Below are 19,793 nucleotides of genomic sequence, written 5' to 3' on the forward strand. Positions count from 1 at the left end.
GACTTCGGGGCTATTGATCTCGCAAAGTGGCGCGCAGGGATTGTATTGGAGCGACATCGGCGAAGAAAGTCGCAGGGCTGTCGCATTTGCGTCGCTAGCGCGGCAATTCACTCACTCCCATCAGCGCTTCGTCGACGCTGCGGGCGCACTGACGGCCCTCGCGGATCGCCCACACGACGAGGCTCTGTCCACGCCGCATGTCGCCGCAGGCAAATACGTTCTCGACGCTGGTGGCATACCGGTCGGTGTCGGCGGCAACGTTCCCGCGATCGGTCAGCTCGACGCCCGCCTGTTCGAGCAGCCCGGCCTTTTTCGGCCCTACAAAGCCCATCGCAAGCAGGATCAGGTCGGCGGGAATCGTAAACTCGCTGCCGACGATCTCGCGCATCTGGCCATCGACCCACTCGACTCGGGCGCATTCGAGCCCGGTGACGGTTTCACCATCGCCGATCACGCGCTTGGTGAGCACGGCCCAGTCGCGCTCGACGCCTTCCTCGTGGCTCGAGGAGGTTCGCAGCTTCAACGGCCAGTCGGGCCAGGTGAGCGCCTTGTCTTCGTGCTCGGGGGGCTTGGGCATGATCTCGAGCTGGGTCACGCTCTTGGCACCCTGCCGGTTCGAGGTGCCCACGCAGTCCGAGCCCGTATCGCCGCCGCCGATCACGACGACATTCTTGCCGGTTGCAAGCAAGCTGCCGCGCGGGGCTGCGCGCACCTCGTCGTCGCCGGCATTGCGCTTGTTCTGCTGGGTGAGGAATTCCATCGCCAGCCGTACACCCGGCATCTCGGCGCCGGGGATAGCGAGCGCCCGTGCTTCTTCCGCGCCGCCCGACAGTACGATCGCGTCGAAGTTTTCCTGAAGGTTCTTGAACGAGATATCGACGCCGACCTCCTTGGAGGTCTTAAAGGTCACGCCTTCCGCTTCCATCTGGACGCAGCGCCGGTTGATGAGGTGCTTTTCCATTTTGAAGTCGGGAATGCCGTAACGCAGCAGACCGCCCACGCGGTCGCTCTTCTCGAAAACGGTGACCGAATGCCCGGCGCGCGCAAGTTGCTGCGCGCAAGCCATGCCAGCGGGGCCGGAGCCGACAACCGCGATTGATTTCCCGGTCTTTTTCTCTGGCACTTGCGGCTCGATCCAGCCTTCCTTCCACCCGCGATCGACGATCGCGCATTCGATCGACTTGATCGTTACCGGTTGGTCGATGATGTTGAGCGTGCAGCTCGCCTCGCACGGGGCGGGGCAGATTCGTCCGGTGAATTCGGGGAAGTTGTTCGTGCTGTGCAGCAGGTCGAGAGCATTCCTCCAGTCGTTCTCGTAGACGAGGTGGTTCCAGTCCGGGATCAGGTTGTTCACCGGGCAGCCATTGTGACAATAGGGGATGCCGCAATCCATGCAGCGCGAGGCCTGCGCGGATAGCGTCGCATCGTCCGGCTGAACGACGAATTCGCGGTAATTGGTCAGGCGCTCCTTGGGATCGAGATAGTCGCGTTCGCGCCGATCCAGTTCGAGAAAGCCGGTTTCCTTGCCCATTATTCAGCAGCCTCCATTTCGGCTTCGCGCCGCTCGGCCTCAATCGCTTCGAGCGCCCGTTTGTAGTCGCGCGGCATCACCTTGACGAACTTGCCAAGCGCCGCGTCCCAATCGGCCAGCAACTCGCTCGCGACCGCGCTGCCCGTGTGCAGCTGGTGGCGCTCGACGAGAATGCGAAGACGCTCGGCATCGTGGCGCAGCATGTCGCCCATTCCAAAATCGTGGACCGAGCGGGGCCGGTGGACGGGGCGGCCGGTGCCTTCTTCCGCATCGGGTTCCGAGCCGACCGGGACGAGGTCGACCTGGGCGTGATTGACGAGCTGCGAAAAGTTGCCTTCGGGATCGTAGACATAAGCGATGCCGCCACTCATCCCGGCTGCGAAGTTGCGCCCGGTGGGACCGAGCACGACGATCACGCCGCCGGTCATGTATTCGCAGGCATGGTCGCCCGCGCCTTCGACAACGGCGATGGCACCGGAATTCCTCACTGCGAAACGTTCGCCCGCAACGCCGCTGAAGAACGCTTCGCCCGCGATCGCGCCATAGAGTACGGTGTTGCCGACGATGATGTTTTCACTCGCCTTGCGCGGCGCGCCTTCGGGAGGACGCACGATGATGCGGCCGCCCGACAACCCCTTGCCGACATAGTCGTTGGCATCGCCGGTCAGATCGAGCGTAACGCCGTGTGCGAGCCATGCGCCGAAGCTTTGGCCGGCCACACCCGTCAGGTTGATGCGCACGGTATCGATGGGCAGGCCTTCGTGGCCGTGCGCCTTGGCGATTTCGCCCGAGAGCATCGCGCCGACCGTGCGGTTGACGTTACGGATCTCGTAATCGAGCTGGACCGGCTTTTTCGCCTCGATCGCATCCTTCGCGTCCTTGATGAGCGCATTGTCGAGCGCTGCGCCAAGGCCGTGATCCTGCGTTTCAGTGTTGTGGAGCGGAGCGCCTTCCTTGATCTTAGGCGCATGGAGCAGGCGCGACAGGTTGATACCGCGCGCTTTCCAGTGGCGATGCATGCGCGCCATGTCGAGCCGGTCGACGCGTCCGATCATTTCCTCGACAGTCCGGAAGCCCATATCGGCCATGATCTGGCGCAGTTCCTCGGCGACGAAGAAGAAGTAGTTGATGACGTGTTCGGGCGTGCCGGTGAAGCGCTTGCGCAAGACCGGGTCCTGCGTCGCGACGCCAACGGGGCAGGTATTAAGGTGGCATTTGCGCATCATAATGCAGCCCGCCGCGATCAGCGGGGCAGTCGCAAAGCCGAATTCGTCGGCGCCCAGCAGCGCACCGATCGCCACATCGCGGCCAGTGCGAAGGCCGCCATCGACCTGCACCGCGATACGGCTGCGCAGGTCGTTGAGGAGAAGCGTTTGCTGGGTTTCGGCAAGGCCGATCTCCCATGGGGAACCGGCATGTGTCAGCGACGTCAGCGGCGATGCTCCGGTGCCGCCGTCATAGCCCGAAATCGTGACATGGTCCGCGCGCGCCTTTGAAACGCCGGCGGCGACCGTGCCTACTCCAACCTCGGAGACCAGCTTTACCGATATACGCGCGTCGGTGTTCACGTTCTTGAGGTCGTGGATCAGCTGGGCGAGATCCTCGATCGAATAAATGTCGTGATGCGGCGGCGGGGAAATCAGACCGACGCCCGGCGTCGAATGTCGCACCGCGCCGATCCGCTTGTCGACCTTGTGCCCGGGCAACTGGCCGCCCTCGCCAGGCTTTGCACCCTGCGCCATCTTGATCTGGATATCGTCCGCATTGACGAGATATTCCGTCGTGACGCCGAAGCGCCCCGATGCCACCTGCTTGATACGCGAACGCATCGAATCGCCGTTTTCGAGCGGCTTGAAACGGAATGGCTCTTCGCCGCCCTCGCCGGTGTTCGAGCGGCCGCCTATGCGGTTCATCGCGATTGCGAGCGTCGAGTGCGCCTCATGGCTGATCGAACCGAAGCTCATCGCGCCAGTGCTGAAGCGCTTGACGATTTCGCTTGCGGGCTCGACTTCGTCCAGCGGAACGGGTGCGTCGGCTTTCTTGAGTTCCATCAGCCCGCGGATCGTCAGCAGCCGTTCGGACTGCTCGTTCACCGACTTGGCGAACTCTTCGTAATTCGAGTGATCGTTGCCGCGCACCGCGTGCTGCAATTGCGCGACATTGGCGGGCGTCCAGGCGTGTTCTTCGCCGCGCAGGCGGTACTGATAGATGCCGCCGACATCGAGCATGCCCTTGTAGAGCGGATTGTCGCCATAGGCCTGCGCGTGGCGGCGCACGCTTTCTTCGGCGACCTGCTCAAGGCCGATGCCCTCGATCGTGGTTGCGGTGCCGGTGAAGTATTTTTCGACGAAATCGCTCGACAGGCCCACCGCGTCAAAAATCTGCGCGCCGCAATAGCTCTGATAGGTCGATATGCCCATCTTGGACATGACCTTGAGAATGCCCTTGCCGATCGCCTTGATGTAGTTCTGCTGGACTTCGTCCGCGCTCAATTCGGAGTGCTTCTTCCGGCGGATGTCCTCAAGCGTCTCGAACGCGACATAGGGGTTGATTGCTTCCGCGCCATAACCGGCGAGGGCGCAGAAATGGTGGACTTCGCGCGGCTCGCCGCTTTCGATCACGAGGCCGGTCTGCATCCGCAGGCCTTGGCGCACGAGGTGGTGATGGACTGCGGCGGTTGCCAGCAATGCGGGCATCGGCACGCGGCCTTCGTCTTGCGCACGATCCGAAAGGACGAGGATGTTGTGATCCTGCAGCACCGCCTCGGTCGCGGCCCAGCACATTTCCTTGAGCGCTAGCTCGATGCCCTCTGCCCCTTGCGAGGCATCCCACGTGATGTCGATCGTGGCGCAGCGGAAGGCGCCGTCGAGCACCGCTTCGACCGAACGGATTTTCGCCAGGTCGTCATTGGTGAGGATGGGCTGGTCGACCTCAAGCCGCTTGTGCGTGCCCGCATCGTGGCCGAGCAGGTTCGGGCGCGGGCCTATGATCGAGAGCAGGCTCATCACCAGCTCCTCGCGGATCGGGTCGATCGGCGGGTTGGTGACCTGCGCGAAGTTCTGCTTGAAATAATCGTAAAGCAGTCGCGCGCGGTTGGAGAGCACGGCAATCGGCGTGTCGGTTCCCATCGACCCGATGGGATCGTCACCCTTCACCGCCATCGGTTCGAGGAAGCGCGAGATGTCTTCCTGCGTGTAGCCGAAGGCCTGCTGCCGCTCGAGCAGCGTGGTCTTGCTCACCGGCACTTCGGAAAGCTCGGGCTCGATATTGGTAATATCCTCGAGCCGGACCTGCGCCTGTTCGAGCCATTTTGCGTAGGGCTCGGCACCGGAAAGTTCGGCCTTGAGTTCGGCATCTTCGATGATGCGTCCCTGTTCGAGGTCGATCAGCAGCATCTTGCCCGGTTGCAGGCGCCATTTGCGCACGATGTCTTCCTCGGCAAAGGGCAGCACGCCGCTTTCCGAGGCGAGGCAGACGATATCGTCCTTGGTGACGCAGAAACGCGCGGGGCGGAGGCCGTTGCGGTCGAGAGTCGCGCCGATCTGGCGACCATCGGTGAAGCACACCGCGGCCGGGCCGTCCCACGGCTCCATCAATGCGGCATGATATTCGTAGAAGGCGCGCCTTTGCGGATCCATCAGCTCGTTTCTGGCCCAGGCCTCGGGAATGAGCATCATCATCGCATGGGCCAGGCTGTATCCGCCAGCGACCAGCAATTCCAAAGCGTTGTCGAGGCAGGCGGTGTCGGACTGGCCGTGCGGGATGATCGGCCACATCTTGTCGAGATCGGGGCCGAGCAGGTCGCTTTCCATCGTCCGGCGGCGCGCATTCATCCAGTTCACATTGCCGCGCACGGTGTTGATCTCGCCGTTATGCGCAATCAGGCGGAAGGGATGGGCAAGCCGCCAGCTCGGGAAGGTGTTGGTCGAAAAACGCTGGTGGACTAGGCCAAACGCGCTGACGCATTCGGGATCGCGCAAGTCGTCATAGAAAGAGCCGACCTGCGTTGCGAGCAGCAACCCCTTGTAGACGATCGTACGGCTGGAAAAGCTCGGCATGTAGGTCTGGGTGAGGCCTGGGATGCCATGCTTTTCTTCAAGCTTGGCAAGCGGGTTGAGCGTCTGTTTCCTGAGCGCGAGAATCTTGCGCTCGAACGCGTCCTGGTCGGCGCAGCTTTCCCCCCGCGCAATGATCGCCTGCCGGATAACCGGCATCGAATCGATAACCGCTTTGCCGAGGCCTTCTGTCGAGGTCGGCACGTCGCGCCAGCCGAGAATATTCTGCCCTTCTTTCGCCGCGAGCTTTTCGAACCGTTCGATCACGAATTCGCGCGCGGTATCGTCCTGGGGAAGGAAGCACATCGCGATCGCGTAATCGCCCGGCTGAGGCAATTCGATGTCGTTCCCGACCGCCCAGCGGCGGATCAGCGCATCGGGAATCTGCATCAACAGGCCAGCGCCATCGCCCAGTAGCGGATCGGCGCCCACCGCGCCGCGATGGTCGAGCTTCTCGAGAATCTCGAGCGACTGCTCGATAATGGCATGACTCTTCTCGCCCTTGATATGGGCGACCATGCCTACTCCGCAGGCGTCATGTTCGTTTCGCGGGTCGTAGAGACCCTGGGAGGTGGGCTGTCCCATGGCAAAGAGTCCGTTCTGTCAGATGCTGCTGGCCCCGGGCCTTCTCGCCAAGGGGGCGATCGATCCGGACAGCGGCAGAATGCCGCGCATGGCCGACGTCCACGCCGGGCCACGCAGCGTTTCACCATTCTTTGCCGATGGTTTTGTGATTTTGCAACCGCGAAGGGCGAAGTTTAATTACGCATACCTAAGCATAAGCTATAGGTTTCGTGCGTCATCCGCATGAAAGCACGCGGCAAGTTGCAAAATCCGCGCGCGAATCGTCTTGGTCAAGCGGCGCCGCGCAGGGTCTGCAACTTGGTGAGCGCATCGCGAAGTTCGCGGGTCGTGTCGCGCAAGGCGTCGATTTCGCCGTTGCCACTGGCGGCGGTGTGCACCTGCCCCAGCTCGGCCTCAATCTCGAGACCGGTTTCCGAAAGCACGGTTAGCGCCTTCAGTGCCTCTGCAAGCGCCGCATCTCGTTTTGGCGACGTGTGCGAACCCGGATTGGCGAGATCCGCTTCCTGCCTTTCGTGCAAGGCGGCGGCGAAACGCTCGACCATCTGGATCAGGCTGAGGTCACAGGTGGGCGTTTGGCGAAGCTTTTCGATGGCTGAAAGACGAACCCTGGTTTCGTCCGGCGGCTCTTGCTCGGGCTCCGGCGCGGGCTGCAATGCTGCGACCGGTTCAGCCTCGCTTGCTATATCGACGCCGATTTCTTCCTCGACCCAGACTGCATTGCGACCGGGCAGGGCGGCAAACTGTGCAAGGTCGAGTTCGACCGGGCCACCGCCATCGGCCGGAATCGTAGTCTCTTCCGACGCATCGTCAGTTTCGGAGGCACCTTCGCACGTCTGCTGGAGCGCGGCTTCGTAATCCTTGCGCGTGAATTTCGGGCTGTCCTTGCTTTCTTCGTCAGGGAGTTCGTATCCGTTGGCTGCAAGTTCACCGAGTGTCGGCCCGCGCGACGTGTTCTCCGCGGTCTCGATCCTCTCGGTGGGCTGTTGTTCGATCGGGCTGTCGAGACTCTCGCTGCCGAGTTCGACTGCCGGATCTATCGGAACGAACCGCCGTGCCGCAACGCTTGCAAGCGACCCGGTGGGGGATGAGCGGCCTTTGGCACGCTTGAACCCGATCCCGGCGGACAGAGCGATCCCGCCGACAATGAATGCCGCGATGACGGCGATAGTAAAGATGGTGAGGCTGCCGCGGCCAGAAAGCCCGGCGTTTGAAGCGATTTGCGCGGCCATTTGGGCAGGAAGGACGAGAACCGAGCCGGCGCCGAGCACGGCGCCCCAGATGGCGAGCATCGGCAAGAAAGCTGGATGGGTGGAAACCGATGGCTTGCGGGTGCGCATCGTGCGCTGGTCCGCCGATTTCTCGCTTGCCTCGCGAACGGCTTCCTGTTCGGCAATGCGCTTTCTCAAAGCCCGCATGTCGCCCCTGCTCCTAAGGCACAGGGCAACCGAATATAGCCCTATGCACCTAAACCCTGTTGCCGCGGCGAAGGTCGAACACTCCCGCTGCGATTAACATCGCCTAGCAGGACTTGGTAAACGGATAGATAACGCTGGATGTTGCTCGCCCAGTCATGGCGGGTTCGGACATGGTGTTCGCCGCGCGCTCGGATAGCGTCCCATTCCTCCCGGGAATCAAGCAGGTCGGCAAGGGCTTCGGCACAGGCCGCGGGGTTGTCAGGCTCGAAAAGGAAACCCGTTTCGCCGTGGGTAATGAGCTCCCGGTGACCGCCGACATTCGACGCGGCGACGATGCGGCGCTGCGCCATCGCTTCCAGAGGCTTCAGCGGGGTAACGAGGTCGGTAAGGCGCGATCGCTTGCGCGGATAGGTGAGCACGTCGATCAACGAATAGTAGCGCTCGACCTGATCGTGCGGCACGCGACCTGTAAAGATCACGGCCTGCGGTTCGGGAAGAGCTTGGGCAGCGGCGCGCCATTCGTCAGCCATCTCGCCCGCGCCTACCAGCAGCAGGCGCGCATCCCGTTGGGCGCGCCGCAGCAACGGCATCGCCGCGATGAGATCATCGACACCCTCGTAATCGTAAAAGCTACCGATATAGCCGATTACCGGGGCGCCTTCTTCAATACCGAGTTGACGCGCCAGTGCATCGTCGCGCGCAAGCGGTTCGCCGAAAAGCGACAGGTCGACGCCGTTCGGCATCACCCCGATCTTGCCCGGAGCGATCCCTCGACCGATCAGGTCGTCGCGAAGCCCGTCGCAGATCGTAAAAACCGCATCGGCACGGTTCACGACCTGCGTTTCGAGCGCGCGCGTAAGGCGGTATTTGGCCGATCCTTCGGTTCCTGTCCGGTTGCCGACCGCTGCATCCTCCCAGAAGGCGCGGATCTCATAAACGAGCGGGATGCCGAGCGCATTTGCAGCTCGCCATGCTCCGCCCCCGTTCAATGCCGGCGAGTGTGCGTGGATGATATCCGGCCGCCAGTTCTTCGCAACCTGGCGGATCGCAGCAGACAGCGCAGCCATTTCTCTGAACTCGCTCACCATCACCGGCCCCGAAGGCACGCCCGGTATGCGATAGAAGGTCAATCCTTCGACGCTCTCGCAGGTGCTCGCCGTCGGCGCCTCAAGCTGGTGGCGCTGCGATGTGATGCCGCGCACTTCGAGACCTGCCGCCTCCTGTGCCTTCATGATCGCGCGCGTGCGAAAGGTGTAGCCACTGTGAAGCGGCAGCGAGTGGTCGAGTACATGCAGGACGCGGGTCATATCCCGCTCCATGCCACGATTGTGCTTAACGGAGCGTCAACCGCGTTCGCGTATTCGCGTGGGGTGAAATGGGCACGATGCCCGCATTCAGGACCCTTGCCCAGCGCATGATCGATTATCTCGCCCTAACCATCGGACACGGACTGCTGGCGCTCGCCTTCTGGCATTTGTTCCTGCGCGATAGCGTCGACCGCGACCCGTTGCTCGACGAGATCAGGCAGGCCGAGGCCGACAATCGCAAGCGCACAAGCAATGCCGGTCGAAACGCGGCACGGCGAGCCGACGTGGATGGCGCGGCCTGATGCTGGACCTCGTCTTCCTCGCCTTCATTTTCTACGTCCTTTTGCTTGGCCTGAGGCGCCCGTTCCTGTGGGTGCTGCTCTATGTCTATATCGACATCATCGCACCGCAGCGGATCGGCTATTCGATCATTCAGGAAATCCAGGTCTCGCTGATCGCCTTCGCGGCGGCGTTTGGCGGCTGGCTGGTGCTCGACAACAAGGACGGGCTTCGTTTCACGCTCAGGCAAGGCCTGATCCTCGCATTGCTGCTGTACTGCTGGTGGACGACCGGCAACGCCGATTTCCCCGAAAGCGCTGTGACCAAGTGGGACTGGGTTTGGAAGGCCCTGCTCTTTGCGCTGTTCCTCCCCTTCACCATCACGACGCGCGCCCGAATCGAAGCGCTCGCGCTCGTCCTCGTGCTGTCCATCGCGACTATCGTAATCGGGACGGGGATGAAGACCGTGCTCGGCGGGGGAGGTTACGAGAATCTGCGGTTCTTCGTCGACGACAACAGCGGCATCTACGAAAGCTCGACTCTGGCGACGGTCGCCATCGCTCTGATCCCGCTCATCGCGTGGTTCACCCGTTACGGCACGATCTTCAAGCCGAACTGGATGGTGACGACATTCGCCGTGCTCCTTATCTTCGCGTGCCTGATGGTGCCGATCGGGACAGAGGCGCGCACGGGCCTCGTATGCATAGCGGTGCTCGCGCTGTTGCTGCTGCGTTACGTTAAGCGCCGGGTGCTGTTCGTGTTGGGGGGCGCGGCGCTCGGCCTCGCGGCGCTGCCCTTCCTTCCGCAAAGCTACTATGACCGGATGAGCACCATCGCTCAGCCCGGCGGTGATGAAAGCGCCTCGACCCGCATGGCGGTTTGGAGATGGACGCTCGATTACGCCTCCCGCAATCCGACTGGCGGAGGATTCGATGCGTACAGGGGCAACAGCTTCACGTACGAAATGCCGGTGAAGACGGAATCGGCCAACACCACCACGATCGAGTACCGCGAAGTGACCGATGAGGGCCGCGCCTATCACTCGGCCATATTCGAGCTGCTGGGCGAACAGGGGTATCCGGGACTTGCCATATGGCTGCTGTTGCAGGCGCTCGGCATCTGGCAGATGGAAAAGGTGCGACGCCGGTGGAGGGACAACGACCACGAGGCCGAGGCGTGGATCGCGCCGCTCGCGACCTGTCTCCAGCTTGCAAGCCTCATCTACATCACCGGCGCGCTGTTCCAGGGGATCGCCTATCAGCCGGTGATGCTGATGATTGTCGGCCTGCAGATCGGGCTCAACAACTATTGCAAGCGGATCGATTCGGCGAAGGCCGATCTGGCCCGCTCCAAACGCCGCCTGCCTCCTGAAGAGCGGGAAGTAAGCGTGCCGGGCGCACCCATCGGCGGGCCCGAACCTGCGATGCCGTAACGGCATAAAAGCGCTCATTGCATCAGCCCTTCTCCCCTGCCATGAAGCGGGCCGGATAACGTTTACGTAAACCGGCTGCGCGATGGGAACTCGCGCGGCCCGCACGCGAGGAGGAAGCCACATGACCCCCCAGGAATTGGCCGAAAAGGTCGGCGAAAACATCGGCACCAGCGAATGGGTCGAGATGAGCCAGGAGCGCATCAACAAGTTTGCCGATGCGACCGGCGATCACCAGTTCATCCACGTCAACGAAGAAGCTGCCAAGATGACCCCGTTCGGCGGGACGATCGCGCACGGCTTCCTGACGCTTTCGATGATGCCCTATCTCGGCGCCAACAGCGACACGCCCAAGATCGATGGCGTGAAGATGGGCGTGAATTATGGCGGAAACAAAACCCGCTTCATCGCCCCCGTACGTGCCGGAAAGCGCATTCGCGGCCACTGGAAGCTACTGGAAATGGTCGAAAAACGCCCCGGCCAGTGGCAGCAGACATGCGAAGTCACCATGGAGATCGAAGGCGAGGACAAGCCCGCACTGATCTGCGAATGGATCACCATGTATTTCGTCTGAGCCCTAAGGCCGGACCCAACTGAGAATGTCCCGCGCTCTGCGGGACCTCGTATTTTCACCTCTTGAAAGGACATCCCCATGTCACGTGACGCAGTCATCGTCTCAACCGCCCGCACGCCAATTGGCCGGGCCTACAAGGGCGGCTTCAACGCCACGCCGGGCGCCACGCTCGGCTCGTATTCCTTCGCTCCGGCCGTAGAGCGCGCCAAAATCGACGCCGGCGAGATCGACGATGTGGTGTGGGGCTGCGTCCTCACGCAAGGCACGCAGGCCGGCAATATCGGCCGCCAGGTCGCGCTGCGCGGCGGTGCTCCGGTAACGGTCGCAGCCCAGACCATCGACCGCCAGTGCTCTTCGGGCCTGATGGCGATTGCGACCGCTGCCAAGCAGATCGTCGTCGACAACATGGATATCGTCGTGGGCGGCGGCCAGGACTCGATCTCGTTGGTGCAAACGCCGGAAATGCGCGTCGCCCCCGATCCCTCGCTGATCGCGATGCACAAGGACGTCTACATGCCGATGCTCGGCACCGCAGAAACGGTCGCTGCGCGTTACAATATCAGCCGCGAAGCGCAGGACGAGTATGCGCTCCAGTCGCAGCAGCGCACCGCCGCTGCTCAGGAAGCCGGCAAGTTCGACGACGAAATCGTGCCCGTGACCACCACCATGATGGTCAAAGACAAGGAAACCGGTGAGGTATCCCAGCAGGAAGTCACCATCACGAAGGACGAAGGCAACCGCCCCTCGACCACGCTCGAAGGCCTGCAGGCGCTGCAGCCGGTGATGGGTCCGGACAAGGTCATCACCGCGGGTAACGCTTCGCAGCTGTCCGATGGCTCTTCGGCGAGCGTGCTGATGGAAGCCAAGGTCGCAGAGCAGAAGGGTCTCGAGCCGCTTGGCCGTTATGTCGGCATGGCGGTTGCCGGAACCGAGCCTGACGAAATGGGCATCGGCCCGGTCTTCGCGATCCCGAAACTGCTCAAGCAGACGGGCCTGAAGATGGACGATATCGGCCTGTGGGAGCTGAACGAAGCCTTCGCCGTTCAGGTGCTCTATTGCCGCGACAAGCTCGGCATCGATAACGACATCCTCAACGTCAATGGCGGCTCGATCTCGATCGGCCACCCCTATGGCATGACCGGCGCGCGCTGCACCGGCCACGCGCTGATCGAAGGCAAGCGCCGCGGCGCGAAATATGTCGTCGTGACCATGTGCGTCGGCGGCGGCATGGGCGCAGCAGGCCTGTTCGAGGTGTTTTGATTTCTTGGGCGACGAGAGTATCCTCGCCGCCTGCCAAGCCAATCGCTTCCTCTCCCTCCCACTCGGTACCCACCGGGACACAATCTAGGAAGAACGGGTGAGGGAGCGGGTGGCCCGGCCTCATAAAGGAGGCATGCGATGAAAGATGGGCGCTGGCCGCAGCTCGATTATGCTGCTGACAAAGCGGTGATCGAGACATGCCGCGCCTATCTTCAGGTCATCGGAAAACTTCCGACCCGCGCCAGGCCTTGGTGTAATCATAGCTGGCACTTGGCGCTGCGAGTCGTGCCGCGCGGGTTTCGAACCTATCCGGTGGTCGCGGGCCAGCAAGAGGTGGAATTACTCTTTGACTGCCTCGCGAGCGAGGTCGTGGTCGAGAATTCCGATGGGTTTCGCGGCAAATTGGCAATAACGGGGCAGACGGTTGCCGAATTCCACTCAGGTCTGGGTGATCTGCTTGGGAAGGCCGGGGTCAGGATCGATATCTCGGGCTCCCCGAATGAAGTGGACCCGGCCGTCCCGTTCGTAATGGACGACCGCGGCCGGGCCTGGGGCGCCGATACGATCCGGCGGATCCACGCAGCCTTTCGCAGCGTGGACCGGGTATTCGAGCTTTTCCGCAGCGGATTTGTCGGCAAGTCGAGCCCCAGCCACCTGTTCTGGGGTAGCTTCGACCTTGCCGTCACTCGCTTTTCGGGTCGTGAGGCTCCACTTCATCCGGGCGGCTTCCCCAACCTCCCAGACCGCGTGACCCGCGAGGCTTACAGCCACGAAGTTGCAAGCGCGGGCTTCTGGCTCGGCGGAGGCGGGGTCGATGAAGCCGCATTCTATGCCTATGGTTACCCCTCGCCAGAAGGCTTGGCCAATGCAATCGTGACTACGCCGGGCGCCTACTGGCACGGCGAGCTCGGCGAATTCGTGCTGCCCTATGCAGTTGTGTGCGATGCCGCCGACCCCGACGCGCTGCTACTCGATTTCCTCGAACAGACCTATGCTGCAGTCGCCGAGCTTGGGAAATGGGAGCGGGAGGATCTGGAACTGCCTTCGGTCGCATTCGGTGAACCTTACGACGTTAAGGCGCATCGCAGCTAAAGTTCCGGCTGCATCCACTCTTCAGTGTAGTCGCTTCCTGTTGCGCTCTTTCTCAGATCAACGCATCTTCCGGAAATGGGCATCATGGAAATCATCGGCATCGCGGGAAGCGTCAGCCTGCTGGCGGGCTGGCGGCTTTACCTTTGCATCTTCGCGACCGGCCTTGCGATGCGCCTCGATGTGCTGCCGGTGCCCGAACATCTCGCGAGTCTTTCGGTGCTCGAAAATCCGTGGGTGATGGGGATCGCCGCGATAGGCGCTCTGGCGGAGTTCTTTGCCGACAAGGTGATGTGGCTCGACAGCGTGTGGGACACGATCCACACGCTCGTGCGGCCAGTGGGCGGCGCGCTGCTCGCCCTCGCCATCGTCGATCCGTCCGACCCAGCGATGCAGGTGCTTGCATTCCTGCTCGGCGGCGGGGCGAGCTTTCTCGCGCATGGGGGCAAGGCGAGTGCGCGCGCCGTGGTCAACACCTCGCCCGAACCGGTCAGCAATGCGGTGGTATCGAGCGCGGAGGACGTCGCCACAGTCGGCCTGCTGTGGCTCGTCTACGAATACCCGATGATCGCAGCCGGAATCGCCCTGTTCCTGTTCATGCTGACAATGGCCACTCTCTGGCTGGCGCAAAAGGTCATCAAGCGGGTGTTCTTCCGGGCGGGAAAGCCCGAAGCCTAGGAAAACCTTCCGATAAATTCCTCAACCACCGGCGCGATCATCTTGCGCCAGCGGCTGCCGTTGAAGATACCGTAATGGCCGGCACCTTCGGCCATGAAGTACTGTTTTTTGTCCTCGGGCAGTCCACTTGCGAGTTTCAGCGCAGCGCGCGTCTGGCCAAGACCCGAGATGTCGTCGCGCTCGCCTTCGATCGCGAGCAGCGCCGTGTCGGTGATTTGTGTAAGGTCGACCACCTCGCCCTTGTGCTTGAAAGTGCCGTTGGGGATCGAGTGCTTCTGGAACACTTCCTCGACCGTCTGGAGGTAGAACTCCGCGGTCATGTCGCATACGGCGCGATATTCGTCGTAGAAATCCTTGGTCGCCTGCGCGCTCTCCTGGTCGCCGCGGGTGAGGTGCTTGAACATCTCGTAGTGGCTCATCATGTGGCTCTGCAGGTTCATGCTCATGAACGCCGATAGCTGCATGAAGCCCGGATAGACCTTGCGCCCCGCACCGCGATAATTGGCGGGCACTGTCGCGATCACGCTGTGACGGAACCACTCTATCGGGCGGTTCATCGCGTGATCGTTGACGCTGGTGGGGCTTTCGCGGGTGTCGATCGGCCCACCCATCATGGTAAGCGTCGCCGGGGTTGCGGGCGATTTGTGCTGGTTCAAAAGCGCGGTCGCGGCAAAGGCCGGAACCGAAGGCTGGCACACGGCGAGCATATGCGGTCGCCGCCCGCCCTTACCGCCATTGCTCACGCCCTCGATATATTCGAGAAACTCCATCAGGTAATCGATGTAGTCGTCGAGGTCGAAATGCCCCTCGTGGAGCGGCACGGTCGAGGCATCGGCCCAGTCGGTTATGTAGACTTCGAATTTCTGGAGCATCCGGCGGACGGTGCCACGCAGCAACGTCGCGTAATGCCCGCTCATCGGCGCGACGATCAGCAGCTTGGGTCGATCGTCATCGACGCCATCGAGACGAAATCGCTTGAGATCGCCGAACGGGCGATTGACCACTGTGGCCTCGATCACGGGCCAGACCTTGCCGTCAACTTCGATCTCGGTGATGCCGAATGCGGGCTTGCCATAGCTTGCGGTGGCATGCGCAAACACGTCCAGTGCATGCGCTGCCATCGGGACGGTGCCGACCTGCCTGAAAGGGTTTGCTGGGCTCGAAAGCATTTCGGAAGAGATCGAAGCCCAGGCGCTGATGCCGTTAAGCATGCTGCGCTGCACCTCGTAGGCGTGATAAAGCATTCGTTTGCCCCTGTTGCTGCGACATCCTGTCCACGCCTCTTTGCGGGCGATTCCGACACTAAGGTGGGGGGTTTCGGGGCATTGTGCAATGCACAATCGGGTGAAGCGACGGATTGCACACAGTCGCTGTGTGCTTTTTGCACGTGTAATTTTCCGATGCCGTAGCTAAATCGGCGGAACGATGGACGCGCAAACGACGCAATCTCCAGAAAACGAGGCGGCGAGGGAGCCCGAAAACCAGCGGAAACCCCGCTCGCTGGCGCCGCTGCGCATGGTTTATCGCGAAGCGGCGAAGTACCCTAAGCAGGTGATCTTCGCCCTGCTCGCACTGCTGGTGACAGCCGGGGCGACGCTCGCCATTCCCGCCGCGATGCAGTTGATCGTCGACCGGGGTTTCGGCGGTGCAGGAGAAGGCGCAGGCGATATCGGACGGTGGTTCCGGTACCTGCTCCTGATCGTATTCATCATCGGTCTGGGCACAGCGGCCCGCTTCTACTTCGTAAGCTGGATCGGCGAACGCGTCGTCGCTGACATTCGCCGCAAGGTTCACCGCAACCTGATGCGCCTGTCGCCCTCTTTCTACGAGGAGAACAGTCCCAAGGAAATCTCGAGCCGGATGACTTCGGACACCGCGATCATCGAAACCGTTGTGGGGACGACCGTTTCGGTGGCGTTGCGCAATGTCTTTCTTGGCATCGGCGGCACGATTTACCTGTTCTGGCTATTGCCGGGCCTAACCATATGGCTCGCCATAGGTATTCCGGCGGTGATCTTGCCGATTATGATATTCGGGCGGCGCATTCGCAAATTGGCGCGTTCGAACCAGGACCGCGTGGCCGATGTCGGTGCGATGGTCACCGAAGTGCTTGGTGCGATGAAGATCGTCCAGAGTTTCGGCCAGGAAGCCCGCGAGGCCGAACGTTTCGGCGAAGCGGTGGAACGGACTTTCGAAACCGCCCGCAAGCGCATCATTCTCCGCGCCATGATGACCGCGATCATCATCCTCGCGATTTTCGGCTCGATTGTCCTCATCCTGTGGCGCGGGGCAGAGGGCGTTGCGGCGGGCGAAATAACCGGCGGCACGATTCTCTCGTTCATTTTCGGCGCCATGATCGTGGCGGGTGCATTCGGGGCGCTTACCGAAGTATATGGCGAGCTTCTTAGAGGCGCTGGCGCGGCAAGCCGGCTGGCCGAACTTCTCGAAGCCAAGCCCGAGATTTCCGCGCCTGCCAGGCCCGAGCGCCTGCCCGAACCGCCGCGCGGCAGCCTCTCGTTCCGCAACGTGACGTTCCGCTACCCCTCGCGGCCGGAGACAGCGGCGCTCAACGACTTTTCGCTTGAAATCGAGCCCGGCGAAACGGTCGCCATCGTCGGCCCTTCTGGCGCAGGAAAGTCGACGATCTTCCAGCTGGTCGAACGCTTTTACGACCCGCAACTCGGCACGATCCGGCTGGACGGCGTTCCGCTGACCAAGGCAGACCCGGCCGATATCCGCGAACGGCTCGCGCTGGTCCCCCAGGACGGCGTGCTGTTTAGCGCGAATGCGCGCGACAACCTGCGCTATGGCAAATGGGAAGCGAGCGACCAAGAGATCTGGGAGGCTGCGCGCGCAGCCAACGCCGAGAATTTCCTCCGCGATCTCCCCGAGGGTCTCGACACCTATCTCGGCGAAGGCGGCACGCAGTTGTCCGGAGGCCAGCGGCAGCGCATCGCTATCGCCCGCGCGCTTCTGCGCGATGCGCCGATCCTGCTGCTCGACGAGGCAACCAGCGCGCTTGATGCTGAGAGCGAGCAGCTCGTCCAGCAGGCGCTCGACGTGCTTATGCAGCAGCGCACGACTCTGGTGATTGCGCACCGGCTGGCGACTGTACGCAAGGCCGACCGGATCGTCGTGCTTGAGGAAGGTCGCATTGTCGAGCAAGGAACCCATGCGCAGCTGACAGCGAAGGGCGGCCTCTATGCCCGCCTCGCCAAGCTGCAATTCGCTGCCGAACAGGCCGCGTGAGAGCGCAATTCTCGACAAATGGCGGACCGTGGCGGTCAAACGGCCCCCGCGTCCCGATTCCCGCGCTAAACAGACTGCGGGGAACTTTCATTCGAAACGCAACGGGACACGTAAACATGATCCGCAAAACCGCACTGATCGGCGCCAGCGCCTTCGCGCTCGCATCCAGCGCTCCGGCGCTCGCTGAAGAGGCCGCACTCGAACTTCCTGTCGAGATGCTGGTCGAGGAATCCGGGACCGAAGCCGCCGAAGCCCCGACGCCGACCATGGATTTCGGCAGCTGGGGCGTAGGCACCTCGCTGATCGACCAGGACATCGATCCGGGCGACGATTTCAACGCCTACGTCAACGGCAAGTGGATTGCCGCGAACGAGATCCCCGCCGACCGTCAGCGCTTCGGCGCTTTCGACATGCTGCGCGAGGGCGCGACGAGGGACGTGCGCTCGCTGATCGAGACACTTGTCGCATCCAACCCGGAGCCGGGTACGCAGGCGCGGCGGATCGTCGATGCCTACAAAGCCTTCATGGACGTGGAATCCATCGACGCATCAGGCCTTGCTCCCGCACAGCCTTATCTCGCCGAGATATACGGCGCGCAGGATCTTGATGCGCTCGCCACGTTGTTTGGCAGACCGGGCTATCCGTCGCTGATCAGCGCCGGGGTCGGCATCGATGCCCGCAACCCTACGCAATACGCCGTCAGCATAGGCTTTGACGGGATGGGACTTCCCGACCGCGACTATTACCTCGTCGATTCCGAGAGCAACCTTGAAATCCGCGCCAACTACAAGGAATTCCTTGCGACCATGCTCGGCGCTGCCGGCTACACCGACCCGGTTGCCGCCGCCGAGGCGGTCTACGCTTTCGAGCGCCAGGTCGCCGAACTCGAGTGGGCGCGTCAGATTTTCCGCAAGCCTACGCTCACATATAATGAGCTCACGCCGGCGGACCTTGAAAGCTTTGCCGGCGACTTCCCGATCCAGACGCTGCTCGCATCGGCCAAGCTCGACGGTCAGGACCGGTTCCTTGCAGCGCAAATTCCGCCGACCGAGGAGGAAATCGGCGAGGCCGAACTGACCGAAGAGCAGAAGGGCATGATCGGCGGCGGGTTGCCGGCGATGATGGAGCTGCTTACCAAAACCCCGCTTGCCACGATCAAGGCCTACATGGCCAAGAGCTTCCTCACGGAAAATGCGGCGGTGCTTGCGAGCGATCTCGATAACGCGACCTTCGAATTTTACGGGAAGACGATCAGTGGCCGCGAAGAGCAGCAGGCCCGCTGGAAACGAGCGATTTCCGCAGTCGAAGGTGCGCTTGGTGAGCAACTTGGCGCGCTCTATGTCGCCGAATACTTCCCGCCCGAGAGCAAGGCGCGGATGGACGAGCTGGTGGCAAATCTTACCAAGGCGATGAACGAGGCGCTCGACCGGAACGAGTGGATGACCGCCGACACGATCGCCGAAGCGCGCACCAAGCTCGAAGGCTTCGTACCGATGATCGGCTATCCAGATGAGTTCAAGACCTATGACGGTCTCACCATCAGCGCCGATGATCCGCTCGCCAATCGCATGGAAACCGTGCGCTGGAACACCGAGGACAACCGTTCACGGCTCGGCACCGAAGTCGATCCGACCGAATGGGGCATGACCCCGCAGACGGTGAACGCGTATTATTCGCCGCTCACCAACCGGATCGTGTTTCCCGCGGCAATCCTCCAGCCGCCTTTCTTCAACGCCAATGCCGATCCGGCGGTCAATTACGGCGGGATCGGCGCGGTGATCGGGCACGAGATCGGACACGGCTACGATGACCAGGGCTCGCAGTTCGATGCGACCGGAACGCTGCGCAACTGGTGGCAGGACGAAGACCGCGCGGGCTTCGTCCAGTTTACCCAGAAGATGGGCGAATATATCGAGAGCTTCTGTCCGGTCGACAGCCCCGAAGGCCCCGTATGTTTGCGCGCAGGCCAGTCGATGGGCGAAACTCTGGGAGACGTGGTCGGTCTGCAGATGGCCTATCGCGCATACCGCATGAGCCTCAATGGCGAGGAACCGCCGGTGATCGACGGGCTGACCGGCGACCAGCGCTTCTTCCTCGGCTACGCGCAGATCTGGCGCGGGATGGAGCGAGAGGAGAGCCTTCGCAACCGCGTGATGACCGCAAACCACCCTCCGGGCGAGTTCCGCCTCAACAACGCGGTTCGCCACACCGATGCCTGGTACGAAGCATTCGGGGTCGAAGAGGGCGATGAGCTCTACCTGCCGCCCGAAGAGCGCATCAGGATCTGGTAAATGCTCGCGGAAATGCTCCGCAAACAAATTGACATAGCCCGCGCTTCAGTC

General features: G+C 62.3%; 13 protein-coding genes. 8 read left to right on the forward strand and 5 right to left on the reverse strand.

Annotated elements, in window-relative coordinates; genetic code table 11:
* Window positions 1-94: 94 nt before the first annotated feature.
* From FIU90_RS03160 to FIU90_RS03175, 4 genes are all read right to left on the reverse strand, one after another.
* Window positions 95-1,531: a glutamate synthase subunit beta gene (locus tag FIU90_RS03160; RefSeq protein ID WP_152433460.1), complete on the reverse strand. Its 1,437-nt coding sequence runs from the start codon at window positions 1,529-1,531 to the stop codon at window positions 95-97.
* Window positions 1,531-6,171: a glutamate synthase large subunit gene (gene gltB / locus FIU90_RS03165; protein ID WP_152433461.1), complete on the reverse strand. Its 4,641-nt coding sequence runs from the start codon at window positions 6,169-6,171 to the stop codon at window positions 1,531-1,533. Before gltB ends, FIU90_RS03160 begins: the two co-directional genes overlap by 1 nt.
* A 269-nt stretch (window positions 6,172-6,440) precedes the next feature.
* Window positions 6,441-7,586 carry a hypothetical protein gene (locus FIU90_RS03170; RefSeq protein WP_152433462.1) on the reverse strand — a complete coding sequence of 382 codons (1,146 nt, stop codon included), beginning with the start codon at window positions 7,584-7,586 and terminating at the stop codon, window positions 6,441-6,443.
* A 41-nt stretch (window positions 7,587-7,627) separates the two neighbouring features.
* Window positions 7,628-8,893, reverse strand: a complete 1,266-nt coding sequence (locus tag FIU90_RS03175; RefSeq protein ID WP_152433463.1) for a TIGR04063 family PEP-CTERM/XrtA system glycosyltransferase — start codon at window positions 8,891-8,893, stop codon at window positions 7,628-7,630.
* A 77-nt stretch (window positions 8,894-8,970) separates the two neighbouring features.
* On the opposite strand from FIU90_RS03175, the gene FIU90_RS03180 reads away from it, so the two are divergent.
* The 6 genes from FIU90_RS03180 to FIU90_RS03205 all read left to right on the forward strand — a co-directional run bounded on the left by FIU90_RS03180 (window position 8,971) and on the right by FIU90_RS03205 (window position 14,202).
* The gene (locus FIU90_RS03180; protein ID WP_234029608.1) at window positions 8,971-9,195 is read left to right on the forward strand and encodes a hypothetical protein; all 225 of its coding nucleotides are present in this window, start codon (window positions 8,971-8,973) and stop codon (window positions 9,193-9,195) included.
* Window positions 9,195-10,604, forward strand: coding sequence for a putative O-glycosylation ligase, exosortase A system-associated (locus FIU90_RS03185; protein WP_152433464.1), 1,410 nt, complete (start codon window positions 9,195-9,197; stop codon window positions 10,602-10,604). The genes FIU90_RS03180 and FIU90_RS03185 overlap by 1 nt, the downstream gene beginning before the upstream one ends.
* A gap of 121 nt (window positions 10,605-10,725) precedes the next feature.
* Entirely contained in the window at window positions 10,726-11,175 is a 450-nt protein-coding gene (locus tag FIU90_RS03190; RefSeq protein WP_152433465.1) for a MaoC family dehydratase, read from the forward strand.
* A gap of 78 nt (window positions 11,176-11,253) precedes the next feature.
* Window positions 11,254-12,435 carry an acetyl-CoA C-acyltransferase gene (locus FIU90_RS03195; protein ID WP_152433466.1) on the forward strand — a complete coding sequence of 394 codons (1,182 nt, stop codon included), beginning with the start codon at window positions 11,254-11,256 and terminating at the stop codon, window positions 12,433-12,435.
* Between the two features lie 138 nt (window positions 12,436-12,573).
* Window positions 12,574-13,527, forward strand: coding sequence for a DUF5996 family protein (locus tag FIU90_RS03200; RefSeq protein ID WP_152433467.1), 954 nt, complete (start codon window positions 12,574-12,576; stop codon window positions 13,525-13,527).
* Window positions 13,528-13,602: 75 nt separating this feature from the next.
* Window positions 13,603-14,202, forward strand: coding sequence for a DUF4126 domain-containing protein (locus FIU90_RS03205; RefSeq protein ID WP_152433468.1), 600 nt, complete (start codon window positions 13,603-13,605; stop codon window positions 14,200-14,202).
* Here FIU90_RS03205 and FIU90_RS03210 read toward each other — a convergent pair.
* Window positions 14,199-15,446 carry a polyhydroxyalkanoate depolymerase gene (locus tag FIU90_RS03210; protein ID WP_152433469.1) on the reverse strand — a complete coding sequence of 416 codons (1,248 nt, stop codon included), beginning with the start codon at window positions 15,444-15,446 and terminating at the stop codon, window positions 14,199-14,201. The two genes, FIU90_RS03205 and FIU90_RS03210, sit on opposite strands and share 4 nt — an antisense overlap.
* A 181-nt stretch (window positions 15,447-15,627) precedes the next feature.
* Here FIU90_RS03210 and FIU90_RS03215 point away from each other — a divergent pair, with 181 nt between their 5' ends.
* Complete coding sequence (locus FIU90_RS03215; protein WP_152433470.1) at window positions 15,628-17,451, forward strand: ABC transporter transmembrane domain-containing protein; 1,824 nt, start codon at window positions 15,628-15,630, stop codon at window positions 17,449-17,451.
* 116 nt (window positions 17,452-17,567) lie between these two features.
* A complete protein-coding gene (locus FIU90_RS03220) occupies window positions 17,568-19,742 on the forward strand; it encodes a M13 family metallopeptidase (RefSeq protein WP_152433471.1) in 2,175 nt (724 codons plus the stop codon).
* Window positions 19,743-19,793: the final 51 nt, after the last annotated feature.

Source organism: Erythrobacter sp. THAF29 (genome assembly GCF_009363635.1).
In the GTDB taxonomy this organism is placed as follows: Bacteria; Pseudomonadota; Alphaproteobacteria; order Sphingomonadales; family Sphingomonadaceae; genus Erythrobacter.

Bases quoted from the DNA above. Each gene is read 5' to 3' on its own strand.
- FIU90_RS03205 (WP_152433468.1), top strand. From the start codon at position 13,603: ATGGGCATCATGGAAATCATCGGCATCGCGGGAAGCGTCAGCCTGCTG.
- FIU90_RS03200 (WP_152433467.1), top strand. From the start codon at position 12,574: ATGAAAGATGGGCGCTGGCCGCAGCTCGATTATGCTGCTGACAAAGCG.
- gltB (WP_152433461.1), bottom strand. From the start codon at position 6,171: ATGGGACAGCCCACCTCCCAGGGTCTCTACGACCCGCGAAACGAACAT.
- FIU90_RS03175 (WP_152433463.1), bottom strand. From the start codon at position 8,893: ATGACCCGCGTCCTGCATGTACTCGACCACTCGCTGCCGCTTCACAGT.
- FIU90_RS03160 (WP_152433460.1), bottom strand. From the start codon at position 1,531: ATGGGCAAGGAAACCGGCTTTCTCGAACTGGATCGGCGCGAACGCGAC.
- FIU90_RS03220 (WP_152433471.1), top strand. From the start codon at position 17,568: ATGATCCGCAAAACCGCACTGATCGGCGCCAGCGCCTTCGCGCTCGCA.
- FIU90_RS03210 (WP_152433469.1), bottom strand. From the start codon at position 15,446: ATGCTTTATCACGCCTACGAGGTGCAGCGCAGCATGCTTAACGGCATC.
- FIU90_RS03180 (WP_234029608.1), top strand. From the start codon at position 8,971: ATGCCCGCATTCAGGACCCTTGCCCAGCGCATGATCGATTATCTCGCC.
- FIU90_RS03185 (WP_152433464.1), top strand. From the start codon at position 9,195: ATGCTGGACCTCGTCTTCCTCGCCTTCATTTTCTACGTCCTTTTGCTT.
- FIU90_RS03195 (WP_152433466.1), top strand. From the start codon at position 11,254: ATGTCACGTGACGCAGTCATCGTCTCAACCGCCCGCACGCCAATTGGC.
- FIU90_RS03190 (WP_152433465.1), top strand. From the start codon at position 10,726: ATGACCCCCCAGGAATTGGCCGAAAAGGTCGGCGAAAACATCGGCACC.
- FIU90_RS03170 (WP_152433462.1), bottom strand. From the start codon at position 7,586: ATGCGGGCTTTGAGAAAGCGCATTGCCGAACAGGAAGCCGTTCGCGAG.
- FIU90_RS03215 (WP_152433470.1), top strand. From the start codon at position 15,628: ATGGACGCGCAAACGACGCAATCTCCAGAAAACGAGGCGGCGAGGGAG.